The 15,256-nt window shown below is 72.8% G+C and carries 14 protein-coding genes and 1 rRNA gene; 3 read left to right on the top strand and 12 right to left on the bottom strand.

Annotated elements, in window-relative coordinates; translation table 11 throughout:
* Positions 1 to 101 precede the first annotated feature (101 nt).
* The 3 genes from ABZ920_RS18425 to ABZ920_RS18415 form a co-directional block, all read right to left on the bottom strand.
* Positions 102 to 1,865: a glutamyl-tRNA reductase gene (locus ABZ920_RS18425; protein ID WP_361505542.1), complete on the bottom strand. Its 1,764-nt coding sequence runs from the start codon at positions 1,863 to 1,865 to the stop codon at positions 102 to 104.
* A complete protein-coding gene (locus ABZ920_RS18420; RefSeq protein ID WP_361505539.1) occupies positions 1,862 to 2,623 on the bottom strand; it encodes a redox-sensing transcriptional repressor Rex in 762 nt (253 codons plus the stop codon). Before ABZ920_RS18420 ends, ABZ920_RS18425 begins: the two co-directional genes overlap by 4 nt.
* A gap of 279 nt (positions 2,624 to 2,902) precedes the next feature.
* Positions 2,903 to 3,187, bottom strand: coding sequence for a glutaredoxin family protein (locus ABZ920_RS18415; protein ID WP_361505536.1), 285 nt, complete (start codon positions 3,185 to 3,187; stop codon positions 2,903 to 2,905).
* 523 nt (positions 3,188 to 3,710) lie between these two features.
* On the opposite strand from ABZ920_RS18415, the gene ABZ920_RS18410 reads away from it, so the two are divergent.
* The 3 genes from ABZ920_RS18410 (at position 3,711) to ABZ920_RS18400 (ending at position 7,469) form a co-directional block, all read left to right on the top strand.
* Entirely contained in the window at positions 3,711 to 4,628 is a 918-nt protein-coding gene (locus ABZ920_RS18410) for an HAD-IB family hydrolase (protein WP_361505534.1), read from the top strand.
* 554 nt (positions 4,629 to 5,182) lie between these two features.
* The gene (locus tag ABZ920_RS18405) at positions 5,183 to 6,007 is read left to right on the top strand and encodes an ECF subfamily RNA polymerase sigma factor, BldN family (protein WP_361505532.1); all 825 of its coding nucleotides are present in this window, start codon (positions 5,183 to 5,185) and stop codon (positions 6,005 to 6,007) included.
* A 232-nt stretch (positions 6,008 to 6,239) separates the two neighbouring features.
* The gene (locus ABZ920_RS18400) at positions 6,240 to 7,469 is read left to right on the top strand and encodes a DUF5667 domain-containing protein (RefSeq protein ID WP_361505529.1); all 1,230 of its coding nucleotides are present in this window, start codon (positions 6,240 to 6,242) and stop codon (positions 7,467 to 7,469) included.
* 399 nt (positions 7,470 to 7,868) lie between these two features.
* Here the strand turns inward: ABZ920_RS18400 and ABZ920_RS18395 are convergent, their stop codons facing one another.
* The 9 genes from ABZ920_RS18395 to rrf all read right to left on the bottom strand — a co-directional run.
* Positions 7,869 to 8,948, bottom strand: a complete 1,080-nt coding sequence (locus tag ABZ920_RS18395) for a lysophospholipid acyltransferase family protein (RefSeq protein WP_361505526.1) — start codon at positions 8,946 to 8,948, stop codon at positions 7,869 to 7,871.
* 14 nt (positions 8,949 to 8,962) lie between these two features.
* On the bottom strand, positions 8,963 to 10,021 hold the full coding sequence (locus ABZ920_RS18390; RefSeq protein ID WP_361505524.1) for an NAD-dependent epimerase/dehydratase family protein: 1,059 nt from the start codon (positions 10,019 to 10,021) through the stop codon (positions 8,963 to 8,965).
* 210 nt (positions 10,022 to 10,231) lie between these two features.
* A complete protein-coding gene (locus tag ABZ920_RS18385) occupies positions 10,232 to 10,330 on the bottom strand; it encodes an AURKAIP1/COX24 domain-containing protein (RefSeq protein WP_003948845.1) in 99 nt (32 codons plus the stop codon).
* A gap of 180 nt (positions 10,331 to 10,510) precedes the next feature.
* The gene (locus tag ABZ920_RS18380; protein ID WP_157842153.1) at positions 10,511 to 10,723 is read right to left on the bottom strand and encodes a helix-turn-helix domain-containing protein; all 213 of its coding nucleotides are present in this window, start codon (positions 10,721 to 10,723) and stop codon (positions 10,511 to 10,513) included.
* A gap of 129 nt (positions 10,724 to 10,852) precedes the next feature.
* A complete protein-coding gene (locus ABZ920_RS18375; RefSeq protein WP_361505521.1) occupies positions 10,853 to 11,668 on the bottom strand; it encodes a phosphatase in 816 nt (271 codons plus the stop codon).
* Positions 11,669 to 11,762: 94 nt separating this feature from the next.
* On the bottom strand, positions 11,763 to 12,935 hold the full coding sequence (locus tag ABZ920_RS18370) for an acetoin utilization protein AcuC (protein WP_361505518.1): 1,173 nt from the start codon (positions 12,933 to 12,935) through the stop codon (positions 11,763 to 11,765).
* The gene (locus ABZ920_RS18365) at positions 12,886 to 14,100 is read right to left on the bottom strand and encodes an MFS transporter (RefSeq protein WP_361505515.1); all 1,215 of its coding nucleotides are present in this window, start codon (positions 14,098 to 14,100) and stop codon (positions 12,886 to 12,888) included. The genes ABZ920_RS18370 and ABZ920_RS18365 overlap by 50 nt, the downstream gene beginning before the upstream one ends.
* Before the next feature lie 299 nt (positions 14,101 to 14,399).
* The gene (locus ABZ920_RS18360; protein WP_361505512.1) at positions 14,400 to 15,044 is read right to left on the bottom strand and encodes an HAD family hydrolase; all 645 of its coding nucleotides are present in this window, start codon (positions 15,042 to 15,044) and stop codon (positions 14,400 to 14,402) included.
* Positions 15,045 to 15,163: 119 nt separating this feature from the next.
* Positions 15,164 to 15,256, bottom strand: a 5S ribosomal RNA gene (rrf, locus tag ABZ920_RS18355); the annotation flags it as partial.

Genomic DNA, 15,256 nt, shown 5'->3' with positions numbered 1-15,256 from the left:
GCCCGGTTCCTCGGGCCCTCGCGCTCCCCCGACTTCTTCGGGCAGGGGCTGCCCCCGCGTGCTCTCCGCACCGGTGCGCCCCTTCGGCCCACGCGTGTCAGTCATGCCGGCCCTCGGTTCTTGCTGGTCTTCTCTGAGTTCTTGGCGTTCTGGGCGTTCTGGGCGCCACCGGCGGCCGCGACGGAGTCCGCCGTCCCGGCGTCGAGGTCGAACAGGGTGCGCAGCGCGTCCGCGTACCCGGCGCCGCCGGGCTCGGCCGCGAGCTGCTTGACCCGTACGGTCGGCGCGTGCAGCAGCTTGTCGACGACGCGCCGCACGGTCTGCGTGATCTCCGCCCGGTGCTTGTCGTCGAGGCCGGGCAGCCGGCCCTCCAGGCGGGCGATCTCGCCGGCGACGACGTCGGCGGCCATGCTGCGCAGGGCGACGACGGTCGGCGTGATGTGCGCCGCGCGCTGGGCCGCGCCGAACGCGGCGACCTCGTCGGCGACGATGCGGCGGACCAGGTCCACGTCGGAGGCCATCGGCGCGTCCGCGGACGCCTCGGCGAGGGACTCGATGTCCACCAGGCGCACCCCGGCGAGCCGGTGCACGGCCGCGTCGACGTCGCGCGGCATCGCCAGGTCCAGCAGGAACAGCACCGGCTCGGGCCGCGGGATCTCCACCGGCTCGGGCTTGCGGCGCTCGGGGATGCGGCCGACGGTGGCCGCGGTCGCGGCGAGCGCGCTGATCAGCTCGGCGTCGGCCTCGGCGCCGCGGCGGGCGTCCTCCACCACCCTGACGGCGGTGCCCTTGTCCACCCAGGCGGCGTGCTGCTCCAGGGTGGCGGCGTCCATGCCGGCGACGGCGGCCTCGCCGTGCACCGAGAAGCCGGTGCCGGTCAGGTCCAGCGGACAGTCCTCGTCGGTGCCGACGCCGGTCGGCGGCAGCGGCGTCTCGCGGACGTCCGCCCGGGCCGGCGTCCGGCGGCCCTCGGTGCCGTGTGCGGGGCGGCGGTCGTCGCCGACCTCGGTGACGGGCTCGCCGGTCCGGCCCCGCACCGCGGCGGCGATGGACTCGGCCGTCAGGACGACCCCGGTCGCGCCGGTGCAGGAGACGGCGACGTCGGCACGTGTCAGCTCGGCCGGCACCGCGTCCATCGGTACCGCGCGGGCCAGCACGTCCGTGTCGTCGCCCTCCATGAGTATCCGGGCCAGGCGCTCGGCGCGCTCGAAGGTGCGGTTGGCCACGACGACCTCGGCGACACCGGCCCGCGCGAGCGTGGCGGCGGCCAGCGAGGACATCGATCCCGCCCCGATGACCAGGGCCGTCCTGCCCTCGGCCCACTTCTCCACGGCCCCGCCGGCGGCCAGCTGCTCCAGGCCGAAGGTGACCAGGGACTGCCCGGCGCGGTCGATGCCGGTCTCGGAGTGGGCGCGCTTGCCGACCCGGAGGGCCTGCTGGAACAGCTCGTTCAGCAGCCGCCCGGCGGTGCGCTGCTCCTGGGCGCGGCCCAGGGAGTCCTTTATCTGGCCGAGGATCTGCCCCTCGCCGACGACCATCGAGTCCAGGCCGCAGGCCACCGAGAACAGGTGGTGGACGGCCCGGTCCTCGTAGTGCACGTAGAGGTAGGGGGTGAGCTCGTCCAGGCCGACGCCGCAGTGCCGGGCGAGCAGCGTGGACAGCTCGGCGACACCGGCGTGGAACTTGTCCACGTCGGCGTACAGCTCGATGCGGTTGCAGGTGGCGAGCAGCGCCGCCTCGGCGGCCGGCTCGGCGGCGACCGTGTCGTGCAGCAGCCCGACCTGCTCCTCCGCGTTCAGCGACGCCCGCTCCAGCACACTGACCGGCGCGCTGCGGTGGCTCAGTCCGACGACGAGGAGACTCATGCCGGCATCACGGCGGGGACGTCCCCGTCGGGCCCCTCGTCGGCGGGCTCCTCGCGGGTCGCGGCGGCCGGCAGGCCGCCGTCGTGCGAGGCCTCCTCGACGGCCTTGCGCTGCTCGTGGAAGGCGAGGATCTGCAGCTCGATGGAGAGGTCGACCTTGCGCACGTCGACACCGTCCGGGACGTTCAGCACGGTCGGCGCGAAGTTCAGGATCGAGGTGACGCCGGCGGCCACGAGCCGGTCGCAGACCTGCTGGGCGGCGCCCGCGGGGGTCGCGATCACGCCGATCGAGACGCCGTTGTCCTGGATGATCTTCTCCAGGTCGTCGGTGTGCCGGACCGGGATGCCGGCGACGGGCTTCCCGGCCATCGCGGGGTCGGCGTCGATCAGGGCGGCGACCCGGAAGCCGCGGGAGGCGAACCCGCCGTAGTTGGCGAGGGCGGCGCCGAGGTTGCCGATACCGACGATCACGACCGGCCAGTCCTGGGTCAGCCCCAGTTCACGGGAGATCTGGTACACGAGATACTCGACGTCGTAGCCGACACCGCGGGTCCCGTAGGAACCGAGGTAGGAGAAGTCCTTGCGCAGCTTCGCGGAGTTGACCCCCGCCGCGGCCGCGAGCTCCTCGGAGGAGACCGTGGGTACCGAGCGCTCCGACAGCGCGGTCAGTGCTCGGAGGTACAGCGGAAGCCGGGCGACGGTGGCCTCGGGAATCCCTCGGCTGCGGGTCGCCGGTCGGTGAGTTCGGCCAGTTGCCACGGTGCTCCTGCGGGTAGAGCGGGGCTGTAGGCGGTCACACGTCCCCAGACCGCCCCGTCGAATGCAGGCTATGTCTTTGTGAACGCGTGCACAAAGATGGTGTCCGATTTGCCCGGCCAACGTGACCGGGGTCACGCGTGCCGGACGACCCTGCGGGGAACCGGCGCACACACCTCCGGTGTCCTTCGTTGTTGGGGGCAAAGCCGCACACTCTCCTCACGATCCCGCCCCCCGAGACCAAGCCGCCGTCGATCCTAAGCGACTTTCCGGACTTTTGTACTACTCGGTCAGTGCCTTCCGGAGACGGTCCTCGTTCACGCGCCAGAAGGTGTGCTGGGCACCGTCGACGAGGACGACGGGGATCTGCTCCCAGTACCGCTCGTGCAGCGCGGGATCCCGGGTGATGTCCTTCTGCTCCCACGGAACCCCCAGGTCGGCGCACACCTTCTCCACCACGCGCTGCGCGTCGTCGCACAGGTGGCAGCCGGGCTTGCGGACGAGCGTGACGAGCCGGTCCCCGGGGGCGGGGGGCTTGCGGCGGAAGACAGGACTCATGTCGGCCATTGTCGCGCCGCGGCGAGTGTGGGGAACCCCACGGGCACCGACGGTCCCGCCGGGCACGCGGAGCACCGCCGGACACCCCCGACCCGCGCGCACGCACCGTGTCCGGGAAGCCCGCGCATCCCGGCCCCGGAGGCCGGCGTGCCGGCCCCCGCGCCACACCCCCGGAAGCCCGCGGCCGGCCCGCGCACGACGGCCCGAAGGCCGGTGCTGCCGGCCCGCGCACCCCCGGAAGGCCCGCGCACCACGCCCGATAGCCGGCCCGCTCGGCCCGCGCACCGTGCCCGGTCAGGCGGCCCGCTCGGCCCGCGCACCACGCCCAGGTCAGTCGGCCCCCTCGGTACGGCCACCGGCCCGAAGGCCCGCCGCCACCCCGCACCCGCGGCACGCGCGAGCGGCCCGCCCGCCCGGCGCGCGCGCCGACGCGCCGCCCGTACGAGTTGTTTAACGACACGGTGGTGGAGAGTTCACGGCGTCCCCACCTCTCGGCTCCGGAACCGGCGGACCCACTGGCTATGCTCACGCCATGGCCGCTCTCGGATGGCTCACTCCCCGTAGGCGCTCTGCCACGGCGCGGAGCGTGTTGGCAGGCGAGGCCTCGGCGGAGGCAGCGCGCAAGATCACTCAGGAACAGGAGCTGGCGACGGCGGAACCGGAGTTCCCGGTCCACGGGGACGACCGGGCCGCCGCCTTCTTCGACCTGGACAACACCGTCATGCAGGGCGCCGCGCTGTTCCACTTCGGCCGGGGCCTGTACAAGCGGAAGTTCTTCGAGACCCGCGATCTGGCCAAGTTCGCCTGGCAGCAGGCCTGGTTCCGGCTGGCCGGCATCGAGGACCCCGAGCACATGCAGGACGCGCGGGACTCGGCGCTGTCGATCGTCAAGGGCCACCGGGTCGCGGAGCTGCAGTCGATCGGCGAGGAGATCTACGACGAGTACATGGCCGAGCGGATCTGGCCGGGCACGCGCGCCCTGGCCCAGGCCCACCTGGACGCGGGCCAGCGGGTGTGGCTGGTCACGGCCGCGCCGGTGGAGATCGCCCAGGTGATCGCCCGCCGCCTGGGCCTGACCGGTGCGCTCGGCACGGTGGCCGAGTCCGTCGACGGCGTCTACACCGGCCGGCTCGTCGGCGAGCCGCTGCACGGCCCGGCGAAGGCGGAGGCGGTGCGCGCGCTCGCCATCGCGGAGGGCCTGCACCTCTCCCGCTGCGCCGCCTACAGCGACTCCCACAACGACATCCCCATGCTCTCGCTCGTCGGCCACCCCTACGCCATCAACCCGGACGCCAAGCTGCGCCGGCACGCCCGCGAGATGGACTGGCGCCTGCGCGACTACCGCACGGGCCGCAAGGCGGCGAAGGTGGGCATCCCGGCGGCGGCCGGGGTCGGCGCGGTGGCCGGCGGCACCGCGGCCGCGATCGCCCTCCACCGGCGCCGCCGCTAGCGGACCGCGCACCGCGGGCGGGTTCCGCCGCGATCAGGGCCGCACGTCCGCCCCCGGCCGACCTCTCTTCGTGCCGGACGGGGACGCTCCACCGATCGCCCGCGCCCCGCTCCGGACCCCCGGTGCGTCACCGCCGATCGCCCGCGCCCCGCTCCGGACCCCCGGTGCGTCACCGCCGATCGCCCGTGTCCCGCTGTCGACCGCCGACGCCCCCCGCGCGCCCGCCCGGCGGCGGCCGCCCGGCCATTCTCGGCCAATCGACGGAACCTGCCCCCGCACCGCCCCGGCCATGCGCATTGGCCGTACATCGCCACAACATGCCCCTGACTCATACGGAAGATCGACTGGAGCGGTCGCCGAACGGTCACTTTCCGACAGCTGATCGGACATCAATCGGATACGGAAGCGACGTAATCGACGATTTAAGCAACTGGGTGTAGCAGGGCCTGTACGAAGCGTTATTCTCCTCAGACGCAAACCGGTACCCCTCCGTCGCTACGACGGGTGAACGGTCCCGCACTGCACGTGATGGAAGCTCTGCCTCTGGGAGTCCCGTGTACCCACACGTCGGGGTTGACGCCTCGGGCCTGGCTACGCTCCGCGCAATGGTCCTGGACCTGCTGCGCGGTCTCGTCCCCACCGCGTACGCCGGCCCCGCATTCGCCACCGCCGCCCCCGCAGGCCCGTGCTACGCGCTCGCCGAGGGCATGCAGCAGGGGCCGGCGCGCAGCGCCGTCGTCGAGGGCCGGCGGTCGGGCGACGGCCGGGCGGTGGGCAGACGGGGACGCACCGCCGGGCCGGCCACCGCCCGCCGGCCGGCCGCGGACAGCGACAGCGCCCGCATGATGGACCTCGTGGAGCGCGCCCAGGCCGGCGAGGCCGACGCCTTCGGACGCCTCTACGACCAGTACAGCGACACGGTGTACCGGTACATCTACTACCGGGTCGGCGGCAAGGCGACCGCCGAGGACCTCACGAGCGAGACCTTTCTGCGGGCCCTGCGCCGCATCGGCACCTTCACCTGGCAGGGCCGCGACTTCGGCGCCTGGCTCGTCACCATCGCCCGCAACCTCGTCGCCGACCACTTCAAGTCCAGCCGCTTCCGCCTCGAGGTCACCACCGGCGAGATGCTCGACGCCAACGAGGTGGAGCGGTCCCCCGAGGACTCCGTCCTGGAGTCCCTGTCCAACGCCGCCCTGCTGGAGGCCGTGCGGCGGCTCAACCCGCAGCAGCAGGAGTGCGTCACGCTCCGCTTCCTGCAGGGCCTGTCCGTCGCCGAGACCGCCCGGGTGATGGGCAAGAACGAGGGCGCCATCAAGACGCTCCAGTACCGGGCCGTGCGCACCCTCGCCCGGCTGCTCCCCGAAGACGCACGCTGATCCCCCACACGCTCGGCGACGACCAACTCACTTTATGTGAAAGCCTGTTGACTTCCCCATCCGCTTCGCCGCCGTCCGTAACCGAAGTGCCGAGCCGCTCGTTGTGCGGGATACCGGCTCCCTGTGGTCACGTCCGACCGCCCTGATCACTCGATCGAGTGGACGGGGCGCGGGCGTGCAACCCTCAGGACCCCTGGGGAGTCGACCGTCATGACGAGAGGAGGTGCCGCCAGTGATCGCAAACGTATCGGCGCACCGGCGGGCGAACGCCTTCGCCCAGGCCCTGGAGGAGCTGTCCGGCCGGGGCACGGCGGCCGAGCGGTCCGAAGGACCCGCACCGGACCCGGCTGCTGCGCAGGAGACCGAGCAGGGGCGCCTCGTCGCCCTGGCCGCCGGTCTCGACGCGCTGCCCAGGCCCGAGCTGGATCCCGAGGTCAAGGTCGTCCAGCGGGCCCGGCTGGTGGCCGCGATGGAGGCCATGCTGCAGGAGGGCACCGCGGGAGGCGAGGCGGGAAACACGTCGGTGCCCGGCCAGAGGAGCCGGGCGCGGGGTGCCCACCGGGCGAGCAGCCTGGGGAAACTACGGCCGCGCACGCGGCTGACCAAGGGTCTGGCCGCCGGCGGGCTCAGCGTCGGCGTGGCGGCGGGAGCCTTCGGCGGGGTGGCCGCTGCCAGCTCCGACGCCCTGCCCGGTGACTCGCTCTACGGCGTCAAGCGCGGCATCGAGGACTTCCGGCTGAACTACCTGGCCGACGGTGCCGACGAGCGCGGGAAGGCCTACCTGGACCAGGCCTCCACCCGCCTGAACGAGGCACGCCGGCTGATGGACCGCCACCGGGGCGGCCACCTCGACCACGAGACCGTCACCGACATCCGCCGCACCCTGTCCGGCGTGCGGCACGACGCGGCCGAGGGCCACCGCCTGCTGCACGAGGCCTACGAGCGCGACCCGGACTCCCTGGGGCCGATCCAGGCCCTGTCCGCCTTCACCCGGTCCCAGCGCGCGACCTGGGGCACCCTGCGCGACAAGCTGCCCGTACAGCTCGGCGACGTCAGCGACCAGGTGTCGTCGGTGTTCGACGCCATAGACGAAGAGGTCGCCCCGCTGAGGTCGCTGCTCCCCGAGTCCCCCGCCCGGGACGGCGGCGAGCGCGCGAGCTCGGGACCGGAGTCCTCCGGCGGCCCGTCCGGCAGCGGCAGCACCGCCCGGCCCAGCACCACGAGCGGTTCCTCCCCCAGCGGCCGGCAGTCCGGCAGCGGCAGCCCCAGCACGTCCGCGGGTACGGGCGCCGAGCGCGACGGGCTGCTCGGCGGCAACACCGGCAGCCTGCTCGACCCGCCGCAGACCGGCGGCGCCTCACCGCCCGCCAGCACACCGCCCTCCGGCCCGGACGTGACGATCCCGCCGCTGCTCCCGGGCCTGCTGCCCGGCCTCGGCATCGACGGGGAGAACGCCCGCTAGGCCCTGTCTGACACTTCGCGTCTGCCGCGCGACGCCCTGCACGCTCCCCCAAGCTCTCGGCTTCGCTCAAGCTGGGGGGACCCCCACGCGCCGCACCGGCCCCGGACCCGAGTACGCCCAGTACGAGGGCCTGGGGCCGGCCCGCCGAGAGGCACGCACCTGACGCCGCGCGGCCGCCCTTCGGGCGACGACGCGCATGGTCAGACAGGACCTAGTGACCCGGCGGCGGCATCCGCACACGGGCAAGGGAGCGCCCCCACGAACCGGGGGCGCTCCCTTCGTACCGGCGGGCCGGCCCGCGAGGGCACTTGCGACGCCATATCAGCGCACGGGCCGACCGAGTCGGCGCGCGCGTCCGCCGGATCGGCGCACGGACCGGACGCCACCGGCGTACCGACGTCAGAAGAACACCGACCGGCGCTGCACCAGGAGCTTGTACAGCGTGTGCTGGATCTGCTCCCTGACCTGGTCGGTCAGGTTGAACATCAGCATCGGGTCCTCGGCCGCCTCCGGCGGATGGCCGTCCGTGCGGATCGGCTCGCCGAACTGGATGGTCCACTTCGTCGGCAGCGGGACGGCGCCGAGCGGTCCCAGCCACGGGAAGGTGGGCGTCAGCGGGAAGTACGGGAAGCCCAGCAGACGCGCGAGGGTCCTGGCGTTGCCGATCATCGGGTAGATCTCCTCGGCCCCGACGATGGAGCAGGGGATGATCGGAGCGCCCTCGCGCAGCGCGGTGGAGACGAAACCGCCGCGGCCGAAGCGCTGGAGCTTGTAGCGCTCGCTGAACGGCTTGCCGATGCCCTTGAAGCCCTCCGGCATCACCCCGACCAGCTCGCCCTGGGCCAGCAGCCGCTCGGCGTCCTCGGCGCAGGCCAGCGTGTGACCGAGCTTCCGGGCGAGTTCGTTGACCACCGGCAGCACGAAGACCAGGTCGGCGGCGAGCAGCCGCAGATGCCGGCCCGCGGGGTGCCGGTCGTGGACGGCCACCTGCATCATCAGCCCGTCCAGCGGCAGCGTGCCGGAGTGGTTGGCCACGATCAGCGCGCCGCCCTTGTCCGGGATGTTCTCCACGCCCTTCACGTCGACCCGGAAGTACTTCTCGTACAGCGGCCGCAGCACGGACATCAGGACCTGGTCGGTGAGCTCGGCGTCGTAGCCGAAGTCGTCCACCTCGTAGTCGCCGGTGAGGCGGCGGCGCAGGAACGCCAGGCCGCTCGCGAGGCGCCGCTCCAGGCCGCCCTGGCCGCTGTCACCGCCGCCGCTGACGCCGTCCTGACGCGGCTGCGGCGGCTGTTCGTCACGGGTCACGGGCTCATCATCCTGGTCGGACGCCCGCGCGGGCAGGGGCTGGACCTCGCCGACCACCGCGGGCTCGTTGCCGGCGCGCCGGCTTCCGGCGGCCCGGCGCCGCGACGCCCGCTGCCCGGCACCGCCGCGGGAACGGTCGTCGTCGAACGGAATGACCTTGGCGTCCGCCATCGTTGCTGCGCTCCTCAGTAGGCGCTGTGCGTCGCGTGGCCGCCCGCCCTGCGGGACAGCGCGGCGATCCGGTCGACGGCCCCCGCGAGGGCCTCCGGCGGCAGGAGTCCGGGACCACGGCTGCGGACGAAGTCCGCGAAGGTCTCCGCGGTGGTGTGCCTCGGGTGGAAACCCAGCGTCTCGCGCATCTGGTCCGTCGCCACGACCCGGCCGTGGGTGAGCAGCCTGATCTGCTCGGGTGAGAAGTCCGTCATACCCAGCGTACGCACCAGCGAGCCGGTCCAGGTGAGCGCGGGCAGCAGCAGCGGCACCGTGGGCCGGCCGAGCCGCCGCGAGCACTGGGAGAGCAGCAGGACGCCGTCGCCGGCGATGTTGAAGGTGCCGCTGTTCAGGGTGCCGCGCGCCGGTTCGTGCGAGGCGATCCGCAGGACGTCGATCACGTCGTCCTCGTGCACGAACTGCAGCCGCGGGTCGTAGCCGAACACGGTCGGCAGGACGGGCAGCGCGAAGTACGACGCGAGCGGCGAGTCCGCGGCCGGACCGAGGATGTTGGCGAAGCGGAGCACGCACACGGCCACGTCCGGCCGCCGCCGCGCGAAGCCCCGCACGTATCCCTCGACCTCGACGATGTCCTTGGCGAAACCGCCGCTGGGCAGCGACTTGGGCGGGGTGGTCTCGGTGAAGACGGCCGGGTCGCGGGGCGCGGACCCGTAGACGTTGGTGCTGGACTTCACCACCAGCCGGCTGACGCCCGGCGACTTCTGGCAGGCACCGAGCAGCTGCATGGTGCCGATGACGTTGGTCTCCTTGACCGAGGCCCGGCTGCCGCTGCCCAGCGCGGTCGCGGTCACGTCCATGTGGACGACCGTGTCCGCGGCCGTCTCGGCCAGCACCCGCGCGATGGTGGGCTGCCGGATGTCCGCCTGGATGAAGTCCGCGCCGCCCAGATGGTGCTCGGGCGGGACGGCGTCCACGGCGACGACCCGGTCCACCTGCGGGTCACGCTGGATCCGCCGCACGAACCGGCCCGCGAGCCGACGGGCGACCCCGGTGACGAGCACGACCTTGCCCAAGATCAGCGCCTCCCTTCCCGACCACGAACCCGCGTTCCCCGTCTGCGGCCAACCTATCGGTTGCCCGTCGCGCTGTGATGACCACCCGCTGCGCGGCGTGACGACCCGCCCGAACGTATGAACCCGAAAAGCGCGTGGCCCCCCACCGGATGCGGTGGGGGGCCACGGACACGCTCTCGCGATGTCGCGTACCGGTAGCGACCAGCGTCACTACTTCTTGTTGCGACGCTGAACGCGGGTGCGCTTCAGCAGCTTGCGGTGCTTCTTCTTGGCCATCCGCTTGCGCCGCTTCTTGATAACAGAGCCCACGACTACCCTCGCTCACTTCTCATTACTCGGTGTTTGGGCGCCATGGGCCCACACGACCTACGAGGGGCTAGCCTACCCAACCCGGCGCTCAGGTCGTAATCGAGGGGCGCCGGGGGTTTTCCGGAGAGATCGGAGGGATCCGAAGCGCCCTGGGGCGGGCCGGATCCCTCCGGGACGCCGTCAGGCCGTGTCCACCCCCACGTAGCTCTCGCGAAGGTACTCGTGAACCGCTTGCTCCGGGACGCGGAACGACCGCCCGACCCGGATCGCGGGCAGATGACCGCTGTGCACCAGCCGGTACACGGTCATCTTCGACACTCGCATCACCGAGGCCACTTCAGCCACGGTAAGAAACTGAACCTCGTTCAGAGGCCTTTCGCCAGCTGCAGCCATGACACACCTGAACCTTCCGCACTCGACGGCCACCGGCTTCCCCTTCCGGTGACTCTTCGTCGTTGCGTGCTCACTCCCCAGACTAGGGGCGGGTGATGCAAGTGGGGAAGAGGTGCACCGATCGGCCGCCTACTGTGACAGACATGCCCGATTGAGTACGTAGCGGGTCAGCGGACGGTAGTGCCCGGGGCGCACGCCGTCATCAAGCGGAACGGCGACGGACACCCGCCCCTCCGCCTCTCCCACGAACAGCGCGGGATCGTCCGTATCGGCCGGCCCCATCGCCTCGAACCCCAGCTGACCTGCTCCGCAGACCCACCCGTGGTCCCCGATCACCAGCTCGGGAAGCGGGCCGCCGGCCTCGGCGGCCGCGGCCAGCGCGAGACGGACGGGGAACGGCGAGTGCGTGTGTGCGCCGGGCCCGCCACCGGAGCGGGGCCGGTCGGACGGCCGTACCAGCGCGACTCCCCGGACGTAGTCGAGGCGGTGTGTGCGTAGACCGAACCGGGTCGTTATGTCGACACAGCGACCCTGCGCCGGGGTGAGGACAGTACATCCCGCCGCCGACAGCGCGTCGGCGAGGGCGACGTAGAAACCCAGCAGCCGGTGCGGGTGACCGGTGCCGATCAGGACCGGGGCGCCGTGCCGGGCGACCGCCGCGAGCCGGTCCGAGAACGCGTCCAACGCGGCGAGGGTGCGGTCCGGGTCGATCACATCATGGCCGGAGACATGCCGGGGATCGGCCGAAACCCCGCACTTCTCCGCCATCAGCTCGATCACGTCCCGCTGCCGCCACGCCCGTTCCGGGTCGAGGCCGATCAGCACACGGGGGTCGCGCGCGGCGAACAGCCGGTAGCTGCGCAGGCTCTCCTCCCGCGTGGTGGCCACGGTCCCGGCCAGACGCGCGGCCAGCAGATGGGCGCGCAGGGCTGTGGTGCTCAACACGGCAGCGATGGTGACGGACCGGGAGCACCGGCGCCACGGAAACCCGGGAACATCGCACGGTCGGCCCAAGATCCGGACCGGGCCCGGCGATCCCCTACGCGAGCAGCCCCCGCAGCGGGAACACCGCCCGGCGCGTCGCCAGGATCGCCTGGTCCAGCCGGTCCGCCGGGTCGTAGCCCGCCTCCCACCCGGCCCACGGCACCGGCCAGCGCCCGTCGGTCATCCGCATCGGACCCAACTGCCGCGTCCGCGCGTACACTTCCTGCCGCCAGCTCTCCGGGATCACCGTCTCCGGATCCACCGGGCGCCCCGCCGCGATGCCGACGAGATGGGTCCACGAACGCGGCACGACCTCCACCACCGCGTAGCCGCCCCCGCCGAGCGCGACCCACCGCCCGTCCGCGTACTCGTGCGCCAGGTCGTGACAGGCCATCTGCACCGCCCGCTGCGCGTCCAGCGACACCGCCAGGTGCGCCAGCGGATCCTCGAAGTGCGTGTCCGCCCCGTGCTGCGTCACCAGCACCTGCGGCCGGAAGCCGGCCAGCAGCTCCGGCACCACCGCGTGGAACGCCCGCAGCCAGCCCGCGTCCGCCGTCCCCGCCGGCAGCGCCAGGTTCACCGCCGACCCCTGGGCGGAGTCGGCTCCCGTCTCCTCCGGCCAGCCCGTCTGCGGGAACAGCGTCCGGGGGTGCTCGTGCAGCGAGATCGTCAGCACCCGCGGATCCTCCCAGAACGCCGCCTGCACCCCGTCCCCGTGGTGCACGTCGACGTCCACGTACGCGACCCGCTCGGCGCCCAGTTCGAGCAGGCGCGCGATGGCCAGCGCGGCGTCGTTGTAGACGCAGAACCCCGACGCGCTGCCCGGCATCGCGTGGTGCAGCCCGCCCGCGAAGTTCACCGCGTGCGGCGCCCGACCGCTCCACACCGCCTCCGCCGCCCCCACCGACTGCCCGGCGATGAGCGCCGACACCTCGTGCATTCCGGCGAACGCCGGATCGTCCATGGTGCCCAGCCCGTACGACCCGTCACAGGCGCCCGGGTCCGCCGACGCGGCCTTCACCGCCTCGATGTAGTCCTCCCGGTGCACCAGCCGCAGCGTGGACTCCCCGGCCGGTTTGGCCGCGACGACGTCCACGGCCCGGTCCAGGCCGAGGGCGCCGACCAGTTTCCAGGTCAGGGCCAGCCGCACCGGATCCATGGGATGGTCCCGGCCGAAGTCATAGCCCGTTACTGCCTCGTCCCACATCAGCTGTGCGCGGCCGCTCATGACCGCCACCGTATCGGTCAGCCCGAGGGGCGAACGAACGGGCGTACACCAACGTCAGCAGCACCAGCGCCATCGGCACCAGCATCGCCCCGCGGTAGCTCCAGGCGTCGCCCAGCGCCCCCACCAGCGGCGAGCCCACCAGGAACCCGACGTAGTTGAAGACGTTCAGCCGGGCCACCGCCGCGTCCGAGGCCCTGGGGAACAGCCGCCCGGCCGCCGCGAACGTCTGCGGCACCAGCACGCACAGCCCCAGACCCAGCAGGGTGAACCCGAGCATCCCGGCCGCGGCCCCCGGCGCCGCCGCCACCACCGCGAACCCCGCCGCCGCCACCACCGCGCCCAGCCGTACGACGGCCACCGCGCCGAACCGCCGCACCCCGAAGTCCCCGAGGGACCGCCCGAGCAGCGTGGTGACCATGTAGACGTTGTACGGCACGGTCGCCGTCTGCTCCGAGCTGCCGAGGACGTCCTGGAGGTACTTCGCGCTCCAGTTCGAGACGGTCGAGTCGCCGATGTACGCGAACGTCATCACCAGGCACAGCGGCAGCAGCACCCTGAAGACGACGGGCCGCTCCTCCTCGCCCTGCCCGGGGCCGGTGGCGGTGGCGTCGCCGTCGACGTACCAGCGACCGGCCAGCAGGGCCGCCGGCAACAGCACCAGCGCTGCCGGCGCGTAGCAGGCGAACAGCGTCAGGTCCCAGTGGGCGCCCGCCCAGGCCAGCGACGCGCCCAGGATGCCGCCCAGACTGTAGGCGGCGTGGAACCCGAGCATGATGCTGCGGCCGTACGTCCGCTGCAGGCTCACCCCGAGCATGTTCATCGACGCGTCCAGCGCGCCGACCGCCAGCCCGAAGGCGGCGAGCGTGGCGGCCAGCCCGGCCGTCCGGTCGCCGGCGCCCACACCGAGCAGCGCCAGCAGCACCACCGGCTGCGACCACCGCAGCACCCGGCTGGGCCGCACCCGCTTCACCAGCTGCTCGGTCACGACGCTGCCGGCACCCGCCAGGACCGGCACCGCGGCGAGGAAGGCGGGCAGCAGCGCGTCGGAGACCCCGTAGCGGTCCTGGATGGCCGGGATGCGCGTCACGAGGAGAGCGAAGGTGACGCCCTGGGCGAAGAAGCCGAACGCCAGCGAGGCCCTGCCGCGCCGCGGCACATCCGTCATGGCGGCGAGCGTAGGGCCCCCGACCACCTGTGGGTAGATCCGGTCGAAGTCGAAGATGAATGCGGCTCAGCTCCGGCCTGGTCTCGCCGGGCGGGACTCAGCTCGGGCCCGGTGTCACCGGGCGAGCGCGAGCTCCGGCGCGCCGGCCGGCTTCGTCTCGGCGGTCGGCTTCGGGAGCCGTGTGCGCCGTCATGCACCCAGCTTCCCGGCCGGGCCCCGTCCGCCGGCAGGGAACGATCGTCCGGAGCTCGGTGTGACAGATGTCGGGGCCCGACCGGTGGCCGCGGTCATGGCGGGGTTCATATCAGCAGGTCGGCCAACTCCTCCATCCGGCCGAAAAGTCGGGTGGCGCCACGGAGCCTCCCGGCCGGCGTCATGGCGGAGAACGCGTAGACGTCCATCCCCGCGGCCACGGCGGCCCGTACGCCCAGCGGGGAGTCCTCCACCACCACGCACCTCTCCGGCGCGACCCCCATCCGCTCGGCCGCGTACAGGAAGAGATCCGGCGCCGGCTTCCCGCGCCCCACGTCCTGGGCACTGAAGACGCGCCCGTCGTCGAACCACCGGTCCAGTCCGGTGGTTCGGTGCCCGACCCGGATCCGCTCGTGGCTCCCGGACGACGCGACGCAGTACGGCACCCCGTCGGCGGTGAGCTTCTCGAGGACCTCCGTGACACCGGGTACCGGCTTCAACTCCCGCTCGAACGCGGCGAAGACGCGGGCGTGGAAGACGTCGTCGAAGTCGTCCGGCAGCCGCCGCCCGGTGCGCTCCAGCACGAGGTCGTGGATGCGGTGCATCGCCGACCCCATGTAGTCGCGGATGGAGTCCTCGTAGGAGGTGGGGTGCCCCAACTCGGTCAGGTGGGCGGCGAGGAGCCGGTTGGAGATGGGCTCGCTGTCGACGAGGACACCGTCGTTGTCGAAGATCACGAGGTCATGGCGCATGCCCCTGAGCCTAGGCGCCGGCCCGCACATTGCGGGATTGCGCGTCGTCGACCGGCTCTCAGAAACCCCGGAAATGCAGAAGGCCCCGCACCATACGGTGCGGGGCCTTCCCACAATTTGTTCGGCGGCGTCCTACTCTCCCACAGGGTCCCCCCTGCAGTACCATCGGCGCTGTGAGGCTTAGCTTCCGGGTTCGGAATGTAACCGGGCGT

It is taken from the genome of Streptomyces sp. NPDC046831 (genome assembly GCF_040645305.1).
Classification (GTDB): Bacteria; Actinomycetota; Actinomycetes; order Streptomycetales; family Streptomycetaceae; genus Streptomyces.
This window is presented reverse-complemented; position numbering and strand designations above follow the sequence as displayed.